The sequence below is a fragment of the Maribacter sp. R77961 genome, assembly GCF_044594925.1.
Taxonomy (GTDB): Bacteria; Bacteroidota; Bacteroidia; order Flavobacteriales; family Flavobacteriaceae; genus Maribacter.
In genome coordinates, this window is record NZ_CP138991.1 from 2726383 (window position 1) to 2748403 (window position 22021).

Below are 22021 nucleotides of genomic sequence, written 5' to 3' on the forward strand. Positions count from 1 at the left end.
ATAGCAAAATCCCTAGTTGAGCCTGCTATTTTAACCTTTAAAAAATATTAAATCGTACTACTTTACTACGAGTTGAACCGTTTCTTTTCCGCGCTGTTCTAGTAATATTTCATATCCATTTTGCAAGGATTCAATAGATTTAGAATCAAAATGTCTAATAGTATATAGCGAAACATCTTCATGATGAACCACCTTAAATTTACTTTTAAGTTGATTTAAAAGGGGTTCCAGACCACCAAATTTATTATCTACGCAAACAGAAAAACTAATCGCAGAATTTTGGATTAAATCTACCTTCATTTTATGTTCATGGAATAGTTTAAACAGTGCACTGATACTATCCTCGACAATAAAAGAGAAATCCAAGGAGGATAATTTCATTAGAACTTGATTTTTTTTAACAATGAAACAAGGAACTTTTGGTTCTATTCCCACGCCCTTACCGACCGTAGTGCCATTGTTCTTTGGATTAATGAAGGATTTTACATGAAGTGGAATCTCCTTTCGTTGAAGCGGTTGCAGGGTTTTAGGGTGAATTACGGAAGCTCCATAAAAAGCTAATTCTATAGCTTCCCGATAAGAAATATTGTTCAAAAGTTGTGTCTCCTTGAAATACCTTGGGTCGGCATTCAGAACCCCTGGTACATCTTTCCAGATAGTAACGGAATCCGCATTTAGACAATATGCCAAAATAGCCGCCGTATAATCGGAGCCTTCTCTTCCTAGGGTAGTAGTAAAATTGTTGTCGTCACTCCCTAAAAAACCTTGGGTAATATTCAATATGCCTCTATTGATTTTTGAGATATTCTCTTGCGTTTTTTCCCAAGATACCGTCGTATCCCTATAAGTGTTATCGGTTTTAATGAAATTTCTAACATCTAACCAGTTATTACTTATCCCTATTTCCTGTAAGTATGAACTGATTATTGTAGTAGAAATTAGCTCCCCGTAGCCTACGACTTGATCGTAAACAAAATTATAGTTTGGCGATTTGTTCCATGCAAGAAAACCAGTAACCTCGTCTACCAAGGCCTTCACTTCTTTATAAACTTGATGATGGGTATTAGGAAATAAATCATTTAAAATATCTTGATGATAATCCACAATTTCTTGAATAGTGCTAGCTATCTTGTTTTTATCTTCAAAATAAGCATCAACCACAGCCTCCATAGCGTTCGTAGTTTTGCCCATGGCAGAAACGACCAATATGGTATCCTCATGACCAACCTCCTGCAACACTTTCACCACATTTTTTATACCAGCAGCATCTTTTACCGATGCTCCACCAAATTTAAAAACTCTCATAAAAATTTACTTTTCAATTTCTCGCATGCCGGCGAGGAGTATTATATATTTTCTAAATACGCTTTTATTCCTTTCTCATCTAACTGCACCACATCCCAATCTCGCATTACATTGGCTCCTTTACTCTCATAGAAATTAATGGCTGGGTCATTCCAATCTATCACCTCCCAACTAATACGCTTTACACCCAAATCATTTCCATATTTCACCACTTCATTCAATAAAGCCGTTCCTAGACCTGTACCACGCATCTCTTTCGTTACAATAAGGTCTTCTAGATGAATAACAGGTCCTTTCCAAGTAGAGTATCTAGGGTAGATCAAAGCCATTCCTACAATATTCCCCTCAAGTTCAGCAACAAAACAATGAAACAAAGGTTTCTCCTTAAAACCATCGCAAATTAAATCATCCGCAGTAAGCTCCACGGCATCTGCCTCCTTTTCAAATCGGGCCAGTTCGTTAATTAATTCAAGAACACTAGCCATGTCTTTTTCTTGAGCAGTTCTGATGGTATAGTCCATATTGTTACAAATAAAACACAAAGTTATAAATTTAAAAAATGTAAAACTGTCGAAAACGATGTAGTTTCACAAAATACCCGATATTTGTGGTCTAAACCTAACTTCTTTTTCGATGACAAAAAAAAATCAAACCCTAGGAGAGTTTATTATTGAAAATCAGTCTTCATTTCAATATTCATCCGGAGAATTATCTAAACTGATCAATGCCATTCGATTAGCCGCAAAAGTGGTTAACCATGAGGTAAACAAAGCAGGGTTAGTAGATATTCTAGGAGATGCAGGCGACACTAACATCCAAGGTGAAGAACAAAAAAAGTTAGATGTATTTGCCAATGAGAAATTTATTTCGACATTAAAAAATAGAGAAATCGTATGTGGTATTGCCTCTGAAGAAGAAGATAGTTTTATTAGCATTAACAGTAACGACAATAACCATCAGAATAAATACATCGTTCTAATTGACCCGTTAGATGGTTCCTCAAATGTTGATGTGAATGTATCCGTCGGGACTATTTTCTCCATATATCGGCGGGTTACTCCAGTAGGAACACCAGTTACCTTAGAAGATTTTCTACAGCCAGGAAATAAACAAGTCGCTGCAGGGTATGTAGTCTACGGTACATCTACAATGTTAGTATACACCACAGGTGATGGTGTTAACGGATTTACGCTAAACCCAGCTTTAGGGACTTTTTATCTTTCGCATCCTAACATGCAATTTCCCGAAACAGGTAAAATATATTCTGTGAACGAAGGTAATTATGTACATTTCTTGCAAGGTGTTAAGGACTACATTAAATATTGCCAGCAAGAGGAAGGTGACAGGCCATATACCTCTAGATATATCGGTTCGCTAGTTTCCGACTTTCACAGAAACATGATTAAAGGAGGTATTTATATGTACCCTAAAAGCAGCCTTACCGAAAGCGGAAAACTACGTCTATTGTATGAGTGTAACCCTATGGCATTTATCGCTGAGCAGGCAAATGGACTAGCCGTTGGGGGCAAAACACGTATTATGGACATTGAACCAACAGAATTGCATCAACGTGTCCCCTTTTTCTGCGGCAGCAAAGAAATGGTAGAAAAGCTTCAGGAATTTCTAGATAAATACCATTAAAAAAGGGAGGCAAATGCCTCCCTTTTTGATTTACTTTTTTTGATAAGCCTGCTTAGTGCTTAACCATGTACAGATAATCTTCAAAGTCTATTTTACCACTAAATATTGCCACAGAGCGTTCTATTACCTTATTGGCAGACTCTTCGGAGAAACCTAGTCCAATAGCATATTTTTTCAACAGTACCATTTCCTCATCGTCTATGATATGGTCTGCAAAAATTATCCGAAATAGATCGTATAAACGCTCCATTCTTTTTTCAGAATCTACTGGCGGTTCAATTGGATATTTATTTTCCGGTCTCATGACCTCCTTATACTCGCTATCGGAAATCTGCAACTTACGGGCAAACTTATCCAGTAACGATTTTTCCTCATCCGTTATTATTCCGTCAGATGCGGCTAAAGTAGCCATGGCGGCAAAATGTGCTACATTTTTTCTGTGTTGGGGATTCCCATATAAATCTGTGAATGACATAAATGCTTTATTAATTGGACACAAATATAATTTTTTTAGAGGTCATAGTTTACATACTTCTCAACTTTGTTTTGCGCTCAAATTTGTAATTTCACAAGGCTATGAAAAAACCTCTTTTAGAATTTACGGATAAAGGTATTTATTGTAATCCTGCAAAGATTTATCTAGATCCTTGGAAGCCAGTGGATAAAGCCATAATCTCACACGGGCATGCAGACCATAGCAGATGGGGACACAAACAATATATTACCCATCATAGAAATGTACCCATAATTTCCCATAGGCTCGGGGAGATTAACGTTACTGGTGTGGAATGGGGGGAAACTTTTGTAGTTAATAATGTAAAGTTCAGTTTACATCCTGCGGGTCATATCATCGGGTCTTCACAGATTAGAGTAGAATATAAAGGTGAAGTCTGGGTTTTTACCGGAGATTATAAAACAGAAAATGATGGGATTTCAACACCTTACGAATCCATAAGATGTGACACCTTCATAACAGAATGTACCTTTGGTCTCCCTGCGTTTAAATGGACTCCACAAGAAGAGGTGTTACAAAATATCAATGAATGGTGGGCAGCGAACAAAGCGGAACAAAAAACCTCGGTTCTTTTTGGTTACAGCTTGGGCAAAGCGCAACGGCTGCTAAAGTATTTAGATACCGATATTGGAAGAATATTTACCCATGGAGCTATAGAAAATATGACCAAAGTTTTACGTCCCTTGGTAGACTTTCCAGAGACCAATCTTATTACCAAGGAAACCAAAAAAACAGCACTTTTAGGAAATATTGTTTTGGCGCCGCCCAGTGCGCACGGCTCCACCTGGATTCGTAAAATGGTGCCCTATGTTACTGCATCGGCAAGCGGATGGATGGCCTTTAGAGGTGCACGCAGAAGACGCGCCATTGATAAAGGTTTTGTGTTGAGCGATCATTGCGATTGGCAAGGACTTTTGCAAAGCATTAGAGCTACAGGAGCAGAAAAAATTATATGCACACATGGCTATACCGAAATATTTTCCAAATATTTAAGAGAACAAGGGTATGATGCCAGAACAGAAGAAACCCAATACGGAGAAGAAGAAAATGAAGCTATAACTACAAAGGAAACAGTTAAAGCATGAAAAATTTTGCAGCCTTAATTAAAACCTTGGATAGCACTAATAAAACTACCTTAAAAGTAAATGCCCTTGCAAACTATTTTGACAAGGCCAATGACCGTGACAAAGTTTGGACCATTGCCATACTTTCGCACCGCCGTCCTCCAAGGCCTGTAAATACCACATTGTTAAGGGAATGGGCTTCAGAATTAGCAAATATTCCTTTATGGCTCTTTGAAGAAAGTTATCATATTGTGGGCGATCTGGCAGAAACAATTGCTCTGGTAGTACCTTCTACCAAACAAGCTACTGAAAAAAGTCTAACTCAGTTTTTAGAGGAGATGATTTCTTTAAAAAAGAAATCGGATGATGCTAAAAAATCCTACCTCTATGAAAATTGGAAAGTGCTGGACTATTATGAGCGATTTGTTTTTACAAAATTAATTACAGGAGGTTTCCGTATTGGGGTAAGCCAAAAACTCATGACCAGAGCACTATCTAAATCCACCGAAATAGACGAGGACATTCTAGCATACAAATTAATGGGCAACTGGGACCCTAACAAAATCACGTTTCAAGAATTGATATTGGAAGAGAACGAAAGTGATTTTCTTTCCAAACCCTACCCTTTCTATTTGGCTTACGCCATCGAAGGAGCGGTACAAGATTTAGGAGATGTAAACGATTGGTCGGCCGAACATAAATGGGACGGCATACGCTCTCAAGTAATTTTAAGAAATAACGAACTGTTTGTCTGGAGTCGCGGTGAAGAACTGGTGACGGATAAATATCCAGAATTTCAAGCTTTTGTAGGAGTTGTACCCAATGGTACGGTAATCGATGGCGAAATACTACCTTACCCAAACGAAGAAATAGGAACATTTAATGACCTGCAAACCAGAATTGGTCGTAAAATAGTTTCAAAAGCTTTATTAAATAAAGTTCCTGTTATTTTAAAAGCGTATGACCTATTGGAATGGGAGGGAAAAGATATCCGTCAGCAGACATTTATGGAACGTCGCAAAATTCTAGAGAATCTTTTTAGCACAATTTCGGCACTATCTAATGAAGGTGAGAATGAGATCGGGAAAAAAATCCCATTGTTCCTATCCCAAAGATTACATTTTAACTCATGGCCCGAAGTGGCAAAGGAACGGGAGCGTGCTAGGGAAATGAGAAGTGAAGGATTAATGCTAAAGCGAAAAGATTCTCCCTACCTCGTGGGTCGCAAGAAAGGAGATTGGTGGAAATGGAAAGTAGACCCACTGACTATTGATGCGGTGCTCACCTACGCCATGCGTGGTCACGGAAGGAGAAGCAACCTTTTCACGGATTACACTTTTGCTTTGTGGCAAGATAATGAGCAAGGAGAAAAAGAACTGGTCACTTTTGCAAAGGCCTATTCCGGACTTACGGATGCTGAATTTAGAAAAGTTGATGCATGGATAAAGAAGAATACCCTAGAACGTTTTGGCCCCGTCCGCAGCGTTACACCTCATCATGTATTTGAAATCGCTTTTGAAGGTATTGCTTTATCAAAAAGACACAAGAGCGGCATCGCCACACGTTTTCCTAGAATAGTCAGATGGCGGCAGGATAAAACCATACATGAAGCAAATAACTTGGAAGATTTAAAGGCAATGATTCCCGAATAGGCCATGAACAGAAATCAACTTTATAGCATAGCCGAAACCTGGTTCCAAGAACAAAAATGGAAGCCTTTCAAGTTCCAAAAAGATTCTTGGACAGCCTTTTTACAGGGAAAGAATGGTTTGTTGAATGCTCCTACAGGAAGCGGAAAGACTTATGCCCTTTGGTTTCCGATTGTGTTGAACTACATTAGAAAAAATCCGGATTATAGAACAAAACACAAGAAGGGCCTAAAGGCCATTTGGATTACTCCGCTCCGGGCATTATCCAATGAAATTCAACAATCTGCCGAACGTATTACTCAAGATTTAGAAACACAGATGACGGTTGGTATCCGAACAGGGGATACCTCCGCTAAAGAACGAGCAAGGCAAAAAACCAAAATGCCTGACCTTCTCATAACCACGCCGGAAAGTCTACAACTTTTACTATCCTCCAAAGGGTATAAGAACGTATTTAAAGATTGTACGGCCATTGTAGTAGATGAATGGCACGAGTTGTTGGGAACCAAGCGTGGCGTGCAAATGGAGTTAGGGCTTTCTCGATTAAAGGCTATATCCGAAGATTTGCGTATTTGGGGCATATCCGCAACTATTGGCAATTTAGAACAGGCAAGAGAAGTATTATTAGGACCGGAAACAGAGGCACTAAAAAATTCTGTGCTTATCAAAGCCAAATTGAATAAAAAAATTACGGTAAAAAGTATTATCCCAAAAGAAATGGAAACCTTTCCCTGGCGTGGTCATTTGGGCCTGCGTTTACTGGAAGATGTAGTCCCCATTATCAATAGCAGTAAAACGACACTCCTTTTTACAAATACCCGCAGTCAATGCGAAATTTGGTTTCAAAAAATACTGGAAAAACATCCAGAATATGCCGGTGAAATGGCCATGCACCACGGTAGTGTAAACAAAGAAACCCGGCTATGGGTAGAGCAAGCCATACGCAATGAAAGTTTAAAAGCGGTAGTTTGTACATCTAGCCTTGACCTTGGGGTTGATTTTGCACCTGTAGAAACGGTAATTCAAATCGGTGGTCCTAAAGGCGTAGCGCGCTTTTTACAACGTGCGGGACGAAGCGGACATAGACCTGGAAAAGAAAGCGTAATTCACTTTCTGCCCACACACGCCATGGAACTTATTGAAGCATCTGCCATGCAGCAAGCCGTAAAACAGGAAGCGGTAGAGGATAGGATTCCCTACCTGAACAGCTATGATGTCCTCTTACAATACCTAACAACTTTAGCGGTTTCAGATGGTTTTTATCCTGATGAAATCTATAATGAAATCAGACAAACATTCTGTTATCAGGCACTATCCCATACGCAATGGAAATGGTTGTTGAATTTCCTAGTGATGGGAAGCCAAAGCCTGCAATCCTATGATGAATACAAAAAGATTGATGTTGAGGCAGATGGAAAATTTAAGGTAAACAATCGTGGAATAGCCATGCGACACCGTTTTCAGATAGGCACTATTGTTGGTGACGCCAATATTTCAGTACGGTACCAAAAAGGAGGTTATATAGGCTCAATTGAAGAGTACTTCATTTCTAAACTCACACAAGGAGATGTCTTTACATTTGCTGGCAGAAATTTAGAATTTATTCGAGTCAAAGGTATGCAGGCCCATGTTCGTAATTCTACAAAACGGACTAATAAAGTTCCTAGTTGGATGGGGGGTAGACTAAGTTTTTCTGCACAAATGTCAGAATTATTACGACAAGAATTATATACGGCAGCCCTTGACACAAAGAAACAATCCGCAGAAATTCAATCTTTGGCACCTATGTTCTCCAAACAGCGAGAAGAAAGCATTGTTCCTAAACCCACAGAATTTTTGATAGAAACTTTTAAAAGTCGTGATGGTTATCATCATATCTTTTATCCTTTCGAAGGCAGGGGAGTACACGAAGCAATGAGCAGCCTGTTGGCCTATCGGATAAGTTTACTTTCGCCCATCACATGCTCTTTAGCTTATAATGACTACGGATTTGAATTACTCTCCGACCAACAAATTGATATACAAGAAGTTTTAGACAATAATCTTTTCACTACCGACTACATGTTAGGAGACCTACAAAAAAGTCTGAACTCCAATGAAATGGCACGCCGTAAATTCCGCGATATTGCTGTTATAAGTGGCATGGTTTTCACAGGATATCCAAATAAGGGTATAAAAATGAAGCATTTGCAGAGTAGTTCTCAACTACTTTTTGATGTGTTTAAAGATTTTGAGGACGATAATTTGCTATATCAACAAGCCTATACGGAAACCTTTGAGCACCAGTTGGAAGAAGGAAGGCTACGAATGGCCTTAGAACGCATCGCACAACAAGGAACCGTATGGAGGCAATGTACAAAAGCTACTCCCTTTTCATTCCCCATCATTACCGATAGATTACGGGAAAAATTATCTAGCGAGAAGTTGGCGGATCGTATCAAAAAAATGACGGCTATTTTAATGAAATAAATTTCCCTTCCTCTCAAAGGAGGGATTAAGGGAGGTGTCCCATCTAAAGCATTTAATTTAAAAAACTATTCCCGTTGTTTATTTTACTTTTGTTGCCCTATATAATGTTTTAAAAACAAATAAGACCCGGACAGTACTGGTAATAAATTAAAAATGACACACCCCATCACAATCAAAGATGAGAGTTTTATAATGCATGCCTCTGGCGTGTTATTTTGGGAAGCACAATCTATGTTATTGATTAGTGATGTTCATTTAGGAAAGGTATCTCACTTTAGAAAGTTCGGCGCAGCGGTGCCACAAAAGGCAATCCAGAAGAATTTTGAGCTTCTGAACGAAGCTGTGGCTTTTTTTAAACCGAATACTATCGTCTTTATGGGCGATTTATTTCATTCTTCACTGAACAAAGAATGGAAGTTGTTTAAAGAATGGAGAGCAAACATAACCGCTAAAATTATTCTAGTCTCTGGCAATCATGATATTATATCGCCATTAAGATATGAAAACTTGGGAATTGTAGTAGTTTTAGAACTAAAGCTCAAAGGATTCATACTAACCCATCACCCAGAAGAACGGGAAGGACAATTTAATTTCGCAGGGCATATACACCCCGCCATAAAGCTTACTGGACTCGGGAGGCAATCTGTAAGACTGCCCTGTTTCTTCAAGAAAAAGAACCAAATGATTTTACCCGCTTTTGGAGAATTTACAGGAACCTATACTATGAATCTAACAGCAGATTGCGAGGCATATGCAGTTCTAGGAGATTCCGTTTTAAAGGTGCCTGTCCGTGAAGCTCAAAAGAAAGGGCGACATTACAAGTAAATCCTTCATGACATTATAGAAATCCCTTAAATAGCGAATCGCTATTTTTACACAAAGTCAGGTGAAATGAAAAAGTATGCCCTTCTTAATTTAGCATCAGTGCTATTGGTAATTGCTGTAAATTATAGTTCGCAAGTTTTGCGTTTAAACAACACGACTATAGGAGAAATCAGTGGTAAGTACAGCAACCTTTTTACGCCTGCTTCCTATGCATTTTCCATCTGGGGAATTATCTTTTTGGGGCTACTTGCCTATGGTATATTTCAAGTACGACGCGCTTTTTTTAGCGATAAAAAAAGTGCATTTATAGCCCAAACTGGTTATTGGTTTGTAGTGGCAAATCTATTAAATGCGACATGGGTATTTGCATGTGTTTATGATTACATAGGTTTATCCGTCTTAATTATGCTAGGCATCTTAATTTCACTCCTCAAAATTATTTTAAACACCAACATGGAAAGAGAAAAAGTTTCTCGCACTACCCTTGCTTTTGTTTGGTGGCCAATTGGGTTATACTCTGGGTGGATTACTGTAGCAACAATAGCCAACATTGCCATGTATTTAACAAAATTGGGTTGGAACGGTAGCTTTCTTTCCGAAACCAATTGGACCGTTACAATGCTGATTATTGCTGTTGTGCTAAACATAATAGTATTACGAAAACGAAATATGAGCGCATTTGTAGGCGTAGGAGTTTGGGCGCTCTTTGCAATCTACAGTAGGCATAAAGCCAGTTCTGAGGCTATTGCTTACACGGCCTTAGCAGGTAGTATTTTATTGCTTGTTACCCTGTTAGTTCACAACATACAAAACAGTAAAGTTGCTTCTCGTTCAAAGCTCAAATCATAGACCAAAATTGTGTGCTATCAGATTTTTCAAAAATTACTATTCGGTTAGGTACATTTTTTAAAGCATGCGTATCTTTGCAAAAAAATTAGCGGTTGACGCACTCCTCTATTCAACAACTGTTTTCACAGTCTTCCAAAAACGGAAAACTGCGAGAAGCTATTGCCCAGACCGACCCATCCGATAAAAAAATACAGGTAAAAGGATTAACGGGCTCCTCGCTCTCCTTTGTATTAGCAGATGTTTTCCGTAGTAGCGATGCCCCCTTCTTATTGGTCTTTAATGATAAGGAGGAAGCCGCATATTACCTCAATGACCTGGAACAACTTATAGGTGAAAAAGATGTGCTTTTTTATCCTGGAAGTTACCGTAGACCCTATCAAATAGAAGAAACCGATAATGCCAATGTACTCTTAAGGGCAGAGGTCTTAAATCGTATCAATTCTAGAAAAAAACCTGCGGTAGTTGTCACCTATCCCGATGCACTTTTTGAAAAAGTAGTCACCAGAAAGGAACTGGATAAGAATACCTTAAAAATAAAACTGGGTGATACGCTTTCTTTGGATTTCTTGAACGAAGTGTTGTTCGAATACAAGTTTAAACGTGTAGATTTTGTAACGGAACCTGGTGAATTTTCAGTACGTGGCGGTATTGTGGATGTATTTTCCTTTTCGCATGACCAGCCTTACCGTATAGAATTTTTTGGTGACGAGGTAGATAGTATTAGAACTTTTGATGTAGAAAGCCAACTCTCTACCGAAAAGGTCACAAAAATTACTATCATACCAAATGTAGCCAATAAGTTTATAGAGGAAAAAAGGGAAAGCTTTTTAAACTATATTGCTTCAAATACGGTCGTTTTCTCTAAGAATACCGATTTACTTTTTGGTCGGTTAGATGATTTCTTTGCTAAAGCTATTGAAGCTTTTAAGGAGCTCTCCGAAGACATAAAACATGCAGCACCAGAAGAATTGTTTTTAAATGCTGCAGAGTTCAAAAAACAATTAATAGATTTTACATTAATCAGTGCCGGAGGTGCAGCGCAACCGGCCGCTGAAAACAGTATTGCCTTTACTACCAAACCACAGCCTTCGTTCAATAAGAAATTCAATCTACTCATTGAAAATCTGAACAACAACCATAACAAGGGTTTCACCAACTATATTTTCTGTGCCTCAGAACAACAGGCCAAACGGTTTCACGATATTTTCGAAGAGGTTGGTCGTCGTGTACATTACAAAACCATTGTCTTTCCTTTACACCAAGGATTTATAGCGGATGACTTAAAAATTGTTTGTTACACGGACCATCAAATTTTTGAACGCTATCACAAGTTTCATCTTAAAAATGGCTACGCCAAGAAACAGGCCATTACCCTGAAAGAACTCAATAAATTAGAGATTGGGGATTATGTAACACACATTGACCATGGTATCGGAAAATTTGGAGGGCTACAAAAGATAGACGTAGAGGGCAAAAAACAAGAAGCCATAAAGTTAGCTTACGGAGAACGAGATATTCTCTATGTAAGCATTCATTCGCTGCATAAAATATCCAAGTTCAACGGCAAAGATGGTGCTCCCCCAAAAATATACAAACTAGGTTCCGGAGCATGGAAAAAAGTTAAGGACAAGACAAAATCTCGCGTTAAGAAAATTGCCTTTAACCTTATTAAACTCTATGCCAAAAGACGTTTGGAAAAGGGATTTCAATATAATCCAGATAGTTACTTACAGAATGAGCTAGAGGCCTCCTTTATTTATGAAGATACGCCAGACCAGAGCACGGCCACCGCAGACATAAAAAAAGACATGGAAAGCGAACGCCCCATGGACCGTCTTATCTGCGGCGATGTGGGCTTTGGAAAGACAGAAGTTGCAATACGGGCAGCATTCAAAGCTGTAGATAATGGTAAGCAAGTTGCCGTTTTAGTGCCGACGACGATATTGGCTTTTCAGCATAGCCGCACTTTTAGTGAACGTCTCAAGGAAATGCCGGTCACTGTGGATTATCTTAACCGTTTCAGAACAGCCAAAGAACGACGCGAGACTTTAGAAAAACTGGAAGCGGGAAAAGTAGACATTATCATTGGCACCCATCAGCTGGTGAACAAGAACGTAAAGTTTAAGGATTTAGGTTTATTGATTGTTGATGAAGAACAAAAGTTCGGAGTTGCGGTAAAGGACAAACTAAAATCAATTAAAGAAAATGTAGACGTGCTTACCTTAACGGCGACGCCTATTCCCAGGACACTTCAATTTAGTTTAATGGCCGCAAGGGATTTGTCCGTAATCACGACACCTCCACCCAACCGTTACCCAATCGAGAGCTCCGTTATACGATTTAGCGAAGAAACAATTCGTGATGCCATTACCTATGAAATACAACGTGGCGGACAGGTATTCTTTATCCATAACCGTATCGAAAATATCAAAGAGGTTGCTGGCATGATTCAACGTTTGGTGCCGGATGCCAAAGTAGGTATTGGTCACGGTCAAATGGAGGGTAAAAAGCTAGAAGCCTTAATGTTGAACTTTATTAATGGCGCCTTTGATGTTTTAGTATCAACGACCATTGTAGAAAGTGGTTTGGACGTTACCAATGCCAATACCATATTCATAAACAACGCCAATAATTTTGGCCTGAGCGATTTGCACCAAATGCGTGGGCGCGTAGGGCGAAGTAATAAAAAAGCATTCTGTTATTTCATTACACCTCCTTATGAATCCATGACCAGTGACGCACGAAAACGTATTGAAGCTTTGGAACAATTTACCGAGCTAGGTAGCGGATTTAACATTGCCATGAAGGATTTGGAAATCCGTGGTGCGGGCGATTTGTTGGGAGGTGAACAAAGTGGATTCATTAACGAAATTGGTTTTGAGACCTATCAGAAGATTTTGGCCGAAGCGATAGATGAACTTAAAGAGAACGAGTTTAAGGACCTTTATGAAGAGGTAGAGGGTAAGGCCAATAAAATTTTCATTAAAGAAACCCAGATAGACTCTGATTTTGAGCTCTTATTCCCTGATGACTACATCAACAATATTACAGAGCGATTAAATCTGTATACCGAACTGAACCAAATAAAGGACGAGGACGAACTGAAAAAGTTTGAAGCACAATTGGTAGACCGTTTTGGAGAACTTCCACCACAAGCGGAAGATTTATTGAATTCGGTTCGTATCAAATGGATTGCCAACGCTATAGGTATTGAAAAAATAGTGATGAAGCAAGGCAAATTAATCGGGTACTTCATTTCAGACCAACAGTCGGAATTTTATCAGACGGCAGCATTTACCAAAGTTTTAAAGTTCGTACAGAGCAATCCTCAAAAGTGTACTATGAAAGAGAAGAAAACCCGTAACGGTCTACGCTTGCTATTGGTTTTTGATGGAATTAGAAGTGTAGATAGGGCATTTTTGGCACTTGAACCTTTGAAAATTGAAAAAACAAAGTTGGAAACTTTGTAAAATTTTCTACAAAATAATAGTCACTTAGACTCTGTGAATCACCTGTATATGGTAATGCCGTGCTAATGTCGGGTCAAATTTTAGGAAGTTCTTAGGTTTGGTTTTATCTTGATTGTAACATTGCTGAACACTTTAAATCTAAACAGATGAAACAACCAGCATTAGGTTCTAAAATTATTGAGCTGCGCAAGCAAAAGGGATTCACCCAAGAAGAATTAGTAGAGCGTTGTAATATAAATGTGCGTACCTTACAGCGTATAGAAAATGGAGAAGTATCTCCGAGAAGTTATACCATAAAAACGATCCTCTCCGCATTGGACCATGATTATGAGGAATTGTATTCTACCACGGAAGAAGCTTTAAACACAACTATTCCCGTAAGCTCGGAGAGCGAAGCAAAATCTATCAGTACCTTACTGATTGTCGCTAGCGTTTTTGGTATTCTTTATCTTATCATTGGTCCGTTCGAGGGTTTTGCAGATTATTATAGGTTTGATGAAGGCGAACTTGTTTTTGGAACAGCGGGGCATTTGCTTATAAAAATCATTTCCTACATCAGCTATGCCCTTTTCATATGTGGTTTTTTAGTTTTAGGAAGATTACTGAAAAACTATTTAATGAAAATTGCCTCGGTATTGCTTATCGTGGTCTTGTTCCTGTTTTATAGTTATGATATCGCATCACTATTTTATGCCACTACTTTCCCTATTGCGGGTATTCTAATTGCCGAGTCCATGATACTAGGAACCCTGGGTTTACTTTTTGGTATTTCCATTATAAAATCAGCTAAAAAATTTGGAACCCTTGGCTATGCGGCCGGCGGATTAGAAATAGCAACGGCGCTCTGTTTCCTATTGGTGATTTTATCATTATTAGGTTTAATTATGCAATTTCCTACTGTAATTATAGAGGTTGTCCTACTTCTTAAAATTAGAAAACTTATAAAAGCATCTGATGACTAAAATTCTAACGAATATAGCTCTTGCTTCAACGAAACAGCGTCCTACTTCTGGCAATAATCCTTATATTGACAACCACTAACCAAAATACTTAACAGAGCTGATGGAATTTAATTTAGCGGAAAAATTAGCTATTGTAAAAATGATTTACTCAATGGTACATGCAGATGGCGTGGTGCATAAGGGCGAAATCAATGAAGTAAGTAAGCTAATGAGTGTTATTGATTTTGACAGCAATCATATTCAGTTCGCTCAAAATATTGAAAAGGAACAGAGCATCGCCATTTTACAAGAAATGACGGAAGACAAAAAGAAGCAATTAACCATAATTCTAGAGGGTATAGCAAAAGCAGACGGTTTTGTTCATGAAAAAGAAACGGAGCTTTTAAATAGTATTTTCGCTTCGCTAACAGTGTAAGCTATTTTTCAGGAACTGTATCCCTTACTTCCTCAACTTCAGAATTTACTTCTTTGCTCCCATAAAAAGGCAACAGTTTATTTTTATCCGCAAACCTACCCCCTAAATCGGCATCCGTAGGTGTTTGCACCAAGACCGTATTCCACTTTCCTTCAATCCCAATATAAACTTGGTTTGTTTCGGTTAATTCATTCAGCTCATAGAGACAGTCATTTACCACATCTAAAATGTCTTTTCTGAACTTTGGCTTTATCTTTTTTATTTCTTCTATTCGTAATAGCACCAATAAGCTACTATCGTTTCGTTTAGTGAAATATGCAATATTTTCAGTATCCAACCCCCCGACAATATCATAAGTTACGCATTGCTTTAAGGCAAAAGTTAAACTATCAGTATCTCTGGTAACCAACTTCGAAATCCTGTCCATATCAGCATTTAAAAGTTGTAACCTTGGATCTGTCGCTACCTTATATTGCTCTGGATTTTTAGAACGCATATAAACCCCATAAAATGAAATAGTCATCATAACACTAAAAAAGGCTGTCAGCACCAAACATCCGCAACCCTGCCATAAAGGCCTTTTTGCGGGGTTTAATCGGTTCTCGTTTTCTAAACTACGTTGCATTGCCTTGGTAAATTGCGCCATTCCGTAGCTCTTTTTGCAGTGCGAACATTCCGCAATATGTGTTTTAAAAAGCGGTATTATAGGAATCCAGAAAAAATGAAAGTACTTACTAAATGAACTTAGAATAAAAGAGTCTTGGGTTTTACAATAAGGACATATAGTTCCTTTTAACTTTCGCTCTTTTATTTTTGAAGCACGGGTTCCAAAAAAGAAAATCATTTGTAGTATTTATTTGGATTAACATAACCAAAAATAACCTATTCATTTGCTGGCATAATCCCCTTTTTCAGGGATTTTGCAAACACATCGATAGAAGTCTTAAATTTGGTCTGATTATTGATTTTTTTATATCATGAAAATTAAAACTAGTATTGTAATGTGTCTTTTAGTCTTTGGGCTACAGGCACAACATTCCATCTCGGGTAATTTCACTCCTGCTAAAGATTTTAAATGGCTCATCGCCTATGAGTTAACACCAGGCAGTCAGAGGTATGTTGCGGATACCGCAGTAAAGGACGGATACTTTAAACTAGACCTACCGGCGAATGCTGTTAAAGGCATGTATAGACTGGTATATGCTATTCCACAAGATGAATTTTATATTGATGTTATCTATAATGGTGAGGAAACGATAAACTTCAATTTTAACTTTGAAGAAGGTGTTTCCTTTACCAGTTCAAAAGAAAATATAACGTTCAATTCGTATTTTTCAACTATTGGCGCCTTAGAAAATAAACTTATCGAGTTTTACCAATCGGGCAACACATCCAAAAAAGACTATGTGGCTATAATTGAAAAGTTAAGATCAACTCAGGAAGGTTTTGAAACGCGTAGCAGTGGTTTATTAGTTCATTCTTTCATAGTCGCCAACAAACCTTATATACCGAGCAGTTATGAAAATGTAACTTCTTATTTTAATCATAAGAAGGAATATTATTTCAAACATTTGAATGTGGAGGACCCCATTTTACAGGCTTCAGGGTTTTTAAAGGACAAATTAACTAACTATGTTTTTTCTGCAATACCCCTAGAGCAAACTTCGCAAGCTGAAATTGAAGGGGCCATACAAGAAAACATAAAGACCATAGCGGCTAAGTTAGAAAATACCCCAGGTAATTTTCAAGTTGATGTGTTTTATGGTCTATGGGAAACAGCACGGCAAAACGATTTAGCCAATATTGCAACTATCCTTTATGGTAAGTACTTGAAAGATTTGGCGCTAGAAAACGGTCAACAGCAATTAGTAGATGAGATAGCAACGGAGACCCGTTTAAGTATAGGAGCACCGTCGCCTGAAATTACATGGGAAGAAAATGGTACTGCCAATTCACTTTCAAGTTTAAGCGGAGCCGAACATTATGTATTGGTGTTTTGGAGCAGTACTTGCTCCCACTGTTTAAAAGAAGTGCCCGCTTTACATAAAGAATTATCAGGTTACGAGAATATTGAAGTAATAGCAGTAGGCTTAGAAGATGATAAGGTAAACTGGAATATAGAAATCGCAAAGCTTCCCGATTTTCATCATGCCATTGCCTTAGACAAATGGGAAAGTGAGTATGCGCAATTATTTGCCATACAGCAAACACCGACCTATTTTATACTTGATAAAGAGAAACGTTTCCTTTCCAAACCCAAGAGCGATACGGAAGTTGTGGAATTTCTAGCGCATTAGAGTCCCTTTAAATCCTTTATGGTCTTGAAAGCGATATCAACCTGCTCATCGTTTACCAAAATAGTAAATTCATTGGTCGTTGAAATAACCTCGTAAAGGACAATACCTTCCCATGCCAGTCGCTGAAATATAAAATAATAGATGCCTGGTACAGAAACATTTTCCGCAGGAAGCTTGACGGTAATAGAGGAAAGCTCTTCTGCTTTTTGCGTACATTTTTCTTCTTTGAACAATTCCTCCACGGTCTTGTCCATCATGTTACTGATAACAATATTTATCTCGTTTACGCCTCTAGATGAAGTATAGAATACATCTTGATTGTTATTGATTTCCTCTAAAAGTTTTGCCTGCTGTACCAGAATATTGTCCGAGGCAAGAAAAGTGTAATCCGTTAGAGAAGAACGCACCGTAATCTCTCCTATATTCTTAAGTACTTTTAGGATTTTGTGTGTTGCGCGAAATTCTAGATCATCTGAAAGACGCTTCAAAGCCATTACAATGGCCCCATTACGAATATCCTTCCCAAGTTCTTCCTGAATCTCTGGTTTTACGATACGGGATAAAGAGGTAAGGTTTATAATGCCTTGCGCCAGTGCACTTTGTAGAAACGGTTTCTTCTTAATATACTGTTCTACGACGGATGATATTGTTTTCATTGTTACTAGGTTGTTTTGCAAATATAACAACTTGTTACAAATAAAACAAAATGTTTTTAAAATTCATTCTACTAATCTAGTAGACTTTTCAAAAATGATAGAATGCACCTTCTAAATGTTCTAGCTCAAATTGTTTTTTATTCTTTAAAATAGTGATGATATCGAACCTAACTTCAACGTCCAAATCTGACTCGATAACATAATGGTCCGCAGCCATTACTAATAATTTTATCTTTTTTGGTGTAACGGTATCCGCAATATTTTCTATAAAATCAGAGCTACGAGAACGCACCTCTACAATAGCCAAAACATTATCTTTGCGAGCTATGATGTCTATCTCGGCCTTTAGATATCTGTAGTTCTTATAGCAAATCTTGTAACCCTTTTTTACGAGATAATCAGCGGCGATTTTCTCCCCTTCCTTTCCAAATTCATTATGTTTTCCCATAGAATTGCATCAAAATTGTGTAGTTCATCGAAAATATAGGCTCTTGAGCGGTTTTTTTAAATCTACCTCTTACTTTTGGGATGTCAGTTAACGAAAATACTAGGATTAGTATACTATCCCAAATTTCGTTACGTTGAATAGAAGCCCCAACTCTATGAACGTAATTTACTAACGCTTTTCAATAAGACTATGGAATATTTCATTAATTGTAATACTTCTACTCTTGCTGCCTACAATGCTCCCTTAGACCAACTAAGAGCATCGCATTTGTATAGAAGATTAGGATTCAGTGCATCCGTGGATACTATAAACCAAGCAGTAGGTCAAAACGCAGGTACGCTTGTTGACACCTTGGTGGACGAAGCCATTAATATGGCTCCCCTACCCGCTCCCGCTTGGGCAGACTGGACCAATGCAAACTATCCCGAAGACGACGATGCCCGCAGGCAGCTACGAAACCAACAGCGAACAGAATTTGGACTGGCCTATGCGAATGGCATGTTGAACAATAATCTTAGAGATCGTTTAAGTTTCTTTTGGAGTAATCATTTTGTGACAGAACTAGATGTATACGATTGTAATTCTTTCCTATATTACTATATTAATTGTTTGCAACGAAACGCCATCGGTAATTTTAAAACGTTTACTAGTGAAATTGGTCTTACTAGCGCCATGCTATACTATTTAGACGGTGTTTTTAACAATGGTAACAATCCAAATGAAAACTATGCCCGTGAACTTTACGAGCTTTTCACCTTAGGTGAAGGAAATGGTTATACAGAGGAAGATATTATAGAAACAGCAAAAGCCTTAACTGGTTATGTTGAACGTGGAGAAGTTGGTTGTTCTCAAGTGACTTTCAGGGCAGATCGTCACGATGCGGGACCGAAAACGATTTTAGGGCAGACAGGGAACTGGGGATACGATGATGTTATCAACATTCTTTTTGAACAACGGGCAGGAAGTATTGCAAGATTTGTTTGTACAAAATTGTATGAATTCTTTGTACATCCTGATAGTAAAAGAGATGAATACAATCCAGGAAGTACTTATCCAGCAGGTCACCCACAGGGTATCATCAATGAGCTTGCAGATACCTTTGTAACCAATGACTTTGAACTAGCACCTGTACTAAGACAGCTTTTTAGAAGCGAACACTTTTTTGACGATGAAGCTATTGGAGTTATCATCAAGAGTCCGTTCGATTTCTATTTCAATACCTTAAAAGAAACAAGCTTTGCCTATACGGACGCTACAGTCCTTGAAATGGCAAACTATAGCAGACTACTAAGCCAAGAATTATTTGACCCAGTGGACGTTGCCGGTTGGCAAAGAGACCGTTCATGGATCAATACCAATTTCATTATTGGCCGTTGGTTAACCATTGAAAGTATGCTCGAGGCTTTTTACCAAGCTGATAACGAACAATTCAGATCATTAGGATTGGCCATATCCGGCGGTGTTGGTTTAACCAGCAATAATCCAGATGAAGTTTCTAGACTTATAGTTGATTTTATGCTCCCCAAAGGTCTTTTAGACGAGGGTGAATATCAAAAAGCCTACGCCATTTTCAGAAGTGATGTAGAAGATGTTTATTATGAGGGCGGAAATCAAGAATCATGGACCTTGGCTACATGGCCAGCAGCTCCATTCCAAGTCTACTTGTTACTACAGTATTTAGCAAGACAACCTGAATTTCAATTAAAATAACACCTACTACTATGTGCGATATAAATCACAATTCTCCTCATAAAGGCTTAGAACACGATGGCCATGATCACGAACACCAATATTGGAGCCGACGTTCCTTTTTGCAAGCATTGGGTATAGCCGGTTCCGGTTCTATGATGCTAGGCGCCAATATGCTTACGGCCTCTGCCCCATCTGCCCTATCGGCAGGTATCGCAGCCGCAGAAACAGATAATATTTTAATACTCATTAGACTTTCCGGTGGTAATGACGGGCTAAGTACTGTTATCCCAATAGAACAATACGATGCCTATGCCAACGCAAGACCTAACATTTACATTCCAGAAAGTAAAGTGCTAAAACTCACTGATGAATTCGGAGTCCCTTCCTACATGAGCGCTTTGGAACCCATGTGGGGCGAAGGCCAGTTTAAGGCCGTTCACGGCGTTGGTTATGAAGGTCAGAGTCTTTCCCATTTCACAGGGTCCGATATTTTTGCGAATACCGATTTAGCCACAACAGGTTTCAGTGGTTTGAACACTGGTTGGATGGGTAGACATTTCGAAAACATATATCCGGATTATTTGGTTAATCCGCCAGCAGCACCAGCAGCTATTCAGATAGGGCAATTCGGTAGCTTGGTATTCCAAGGAGAAGAGACCAACTACGCGTTTGTAACCTCCAATATTAATCAATTAGAAGAGATTGCCGAGTCTGGAGTAGTTTACGGACTGGACGATTCCTTGTTCAACGATTGTATGTACGGCGATCAACTTAAGTTTTTAAGAGGTGTTGCCAATACAACGTATGAATATTCTGGCCTGATTCATGAAGCATACGAAAGAGGTGAAGCTCTTGGCTGTGGTATAGAGTATCAAGATAACAGTTTTGCCAGACAGTTATCGGTCATTTCAAAACTGATTAAAGGAAATTTAGGCACTAAAGTATATATGATTTCGATGGGTGGTTTTGATACTCATGGCAATCAACCTTTAGCGCATGAAAGATTAATGTCTAACCTTTCCATAGCTATCAATAGTTTTTACGAAGATTTAGCCTGTACCCAACAAGACGATAAAGTACTGAGCATGACTTTCTCCGAATTTGGTCGCAGGATATTTGAAAATGGCTCTAATGGTACAGATCACGGAAAGGCTGCTCCAACCTTATTTTTTGGTTCAGGACTTAACGGAAGTGCCTTCGTAGGAGATCATCCTACTTTAGAAGACCCGGACGGTAGAGGAAATCTAGAATATACGATGGATTTTAGGGATTTGTACGCTACTGTTCTGGCAGAATGGCTTTGTGTTGATATTCCATTGGTAGAACAACATTTATTGAACCATACCTATGCACCAGTTAACCTAGGATTTAATTGTAGTGGAGTAGATTTCCCGGATATTGTTTATAACGATGATCCCGTAACGCCCCCTACTCCTCCAGCAGAGGAACCAGAAGTGGGTAGCGAGGAAATAGCAACCACTATAGTTCATAAACCCTTTTATCCTTCTGAAGGAGCGCCACATATTTATTTAGAAATGCCTTTTACCGCACAGGTAGATATTCAATTATATAATATTCTTGGACAACACGTAGGAACAGTCTTTAACGAGATGATGCTAGAGGGATCCACAGAAATTAACATACGAGAGCGCATGCCCAAGCAACTATCAACTGGTAAGTACATTTATCGTATAAGTGTACAGAATCAAAAGATGAGTAAATCAGTTATGGTCGCTTAATCTGTTTCCCCACTATGCAACTTGAC

At 38.6% G+C, this 22021-nt stretch carries 18 protein-coding genes; 12 read left to right on the top strand and 6 right to left on the bottom strand.

Annotated elements, in window-relative coordinates; translation table 11 throughout:
- Nucleotides 1-57: 57 nt before the first annotated feature.
- Nucleotides 58-1305: an aspartate kinase gene (locus tag SJY09_RS11705; protein WP_396635901.1), complete on the bottom strand. Its 1248-nt coding sequence runs from the start codon at nucleotides 1303-1305 to the stop codon at nucleotides 58-60.
- A gap of 41 nt (nucleotides 1306-1346) precedes the next feature.
- Nucleotides 1347-1826, bottom strand: a complete 480-nt coding sequence (locus SJY09_RS11710; protein WP_396635902.1) for a GNAT family N-acetyltransferase — start codon at nucleotides 1824-1826, stop codon at nucleotides 1347-1349.
- A 112-nt stretch (nucleotides 1827-1938) separates the two neighbouring features.
- Between SJY09_RS11710 and fbp the strand changes: the two genes are divergently transcribed.
- Nucleotides 1939-2946, top strand: a complete 1008-nt coding sequence (gene fbp / locus SJY09_RS11715; protein ID WP_396635903.1) for a class 1 fructose-bisphosphatase — start codon at nucleotides 1939-1941, stop codon at nucleotides 2944-2946.
- A gap of 52 nt (nucleotides 2947-2998) precedes the next feature.
- Here the strand turns inward: fbp and SJY09_RS11720 are convergent, their stop codons facing one another.
- Nucleotides 2999-3421: a TerB family tellurite resistance protein gene (locus SJY09_RS11720; RefSeq protein ID WP_396635904.1), complete on the bottom strand. Its 423-nt coding sequence runs from the start codon at nucleotides 3419-3421 to the stop codon at nucleotides 2999-3001.
- Between the two features lie 101 nt (nucleotides 3422-3522).
- Here SJY09_RS11720 and SJY09_RS11725 point away from each other — a divergent pair, with 101 nt between their 5' ends.
- The 8 genes from SJY09_RS11725 to SJY09_RS11760 all read left to right on the top strand — a co-directional run bounded on the left by SJY09_RS11725 (nucleotide 3523) and on the right by SJY09_RS11760 (nucleotide 15163).
- Complete coding sequence (locus SJY09_RS11725; RefSeq protein WP_396635905.1) at nucleotides 3523-4545, top strand: ligase-associated DNA damage response exonuclease; 1023 nt, start codon at nucleotides 3523-3525, stop codon at nucleotides 4543-4545.
- Nucleotides 4542-6176, top strand: coding sequence for an ATP-dependent DNA ligase (locus tag SJY09_RS11730; RefSeq protein ID WP_396635906.1), 1635 nt, complete (start codon nucleotides 4542-4544; stop codon nucleotides 6174-6176). Before SJY09_RS11725 ends, SJY09_RS11730 begins: the two co-directional genes overlap by 4 nt.
- A 3-nt stretch (nucleotides 6177-6179) precedes the next feature.
- On the top strand, nucleotides 6180-8642 hold the full coding sequence (locus SJY09_RS11735) for a ligase-associated DNA damage response DEXH box helicase (protein WP_396635907.1): 2463 nt from the start codon (nucleotides 6180-6182) through the stop codon (nucleotides 8640-8642).
- A 153-nt stretch (nucleotides 8643-8795) separates the two neighbouring features.
- Nucleotides 8796-9467: a ligase-associated DNA damage response endonuclease PdeM gene (gene pdeM, locus SJY09_RS11740; RefSeq protein ID WP_396635908.1), complete on the top strand. Its 672-nt coding sequence runs from the start codon at nucleotides 8796-8798 to the stop codon at nucleotides 9465-9467.
- 66 nt (nucleotides 9468-9533) lie between these two features.
- Complete coding sequence (locus tag SJY09_RS11745; protein WP_396635909.1) at nucleotides 9534-10316, top strand: tryptophan-rich sensory protein; 783 nt, start codon at nucleotides 9534-9536, stop codon at nucleotides 10314-10316.
- Nucleotides 10317-10408: 92 nt separating this feature from the next.
- Nucleotides 10409-13786 (top strand): transcription-repair coupling factor, encoded by a 3378-nt coding sequence (mfd, locus tag SJY09_RS11750; RefSeq protein WP_396635910.1) that lies wholly within the window; start codon nucleotides 10409-10411, stop codon nucleotides 13784-13786.
- A gap of 146 nt (nucleotides 13787-13932) precedes the next feature.
- Complete coding sequence (locus SJY09_RS11755; protein ID WP_396635911.1) at nucleotides 13933-14748, top strand: helix-turn-helix domain-containing protein; 816 nt, start codon at nucleotides 13933-13935, stop codon at nucleotides 14746-14748.
- A 100-nt stretch (nucleotides 14749-14848) separates the two neighbouring features.
- Complete coding sequence (locus tag SJY09_RS11760) at nucleotides 14849-15163, top strand: TerB family tellurite resistance protein (protein ID WP_396635912.1); 315 nt, start codon at nucleotides 14849-14851, stop codon at nucleotides 15161-15163.
- Between the two features lies 1 nt (nucleotide 15164).
- Here SJY09_RS11760 and SJY09_RS11765 read toward each other — a convergent pair whose 3' ends face one another.
- Nucleotides 15165-16007, bottom strand: coding sequence for a zinc-ribbon domain-containing protein (locus tag SJY09_RS11765; protein ID WP_396635913.1), 843 nt, complete (start codon nucleotides 16005-16007; stop codon nucleotides 15165-15167).
- A 133-nt stretch (nucleotides 16008-16140) separates the two neighbouring features.
- On the opposite strand from SJY09_RS11765, the gene SJY09_RS11770 reads away from it, so the two are divergent.
- Complete coding sequence (locus tag SJY09_RS11770) at nucleotides 16141-17460, top strand: TlpA family protein disulfide reductase (RefSeq protein ID WP_396635914.1); 1320 nt, start codon at nucleotides 16141-16143, stop codon at nucleotides 17458-17460.
- Here the strand turns inward: SJY09_RS11770 and SJY09_RS11775 are convergent.
- Both SJY09_RS11775 and SJY09_RS11780 read right to left on the bottom strand, forming a co-directional pair.
- A complete protein-coding gene (locus SJY09_RS11775) occupies nucleotides 17457-18116 on the bottom strand; it encodes an aspartate kinase (protein WP_396635915.1) in 660 nt (219 codons plus the stop codon). The genes SJY09_RS11770 and SJY09_RS11775 overlap by 4 nt on opposite strands.
- Before the next feature lie 88 nt (nucleotides 18117-18204).
- Nucleotides 18205-18564: a YraN family protein gene (locus tag SJY09_RS11780; protein WP_396635916.1), complete on the bottom strand. Its 360-nt coding sequence runs from the start codon at nucleotides 18562-18564 to the stop codon at nucleotides 18205-18207.
- 189 nt (nucleotides 18565-18753) lie between these two features.
- Here SJY09_RS11780 and SJY09_RS11785 point away from each other — a divergent pair, with 189 nt between their 5' ends.
- Both SJY09_RS11785 and SJY09_RS11790 read left to right on the top strand, forming a co-directional pair.
- Nucleotides 18754-20274 carry a DUF1800 domain-containing protein gene (locus SJY09_RS11785; RefSeq protein ID WP_396635917.1) on the top strand — a complete coding sequence of 507 codons (1521 nt, stop codon included), beginning with the start codon at nucleotides 18754-18756 and terminating at the stop codon, nucleotides 20272-20274.
- A gap of 11 nt (nucleotides 20275-20285) precedes the next feature.
- On the top strand, nucleotides 20286-21995 hold the full coding sequence (locus SJY09_RS11790; RefSeq protein WP_396635918.1) for a DUF1501 domain-containing protein: 1710 nt from the start codon (nucleotides 20286-20288) through the stop codon (nucleotides 21993-21995).
- The last annotated feature ends 26 nt before the right edge of the window (nucleotides 21996-22021 follow it).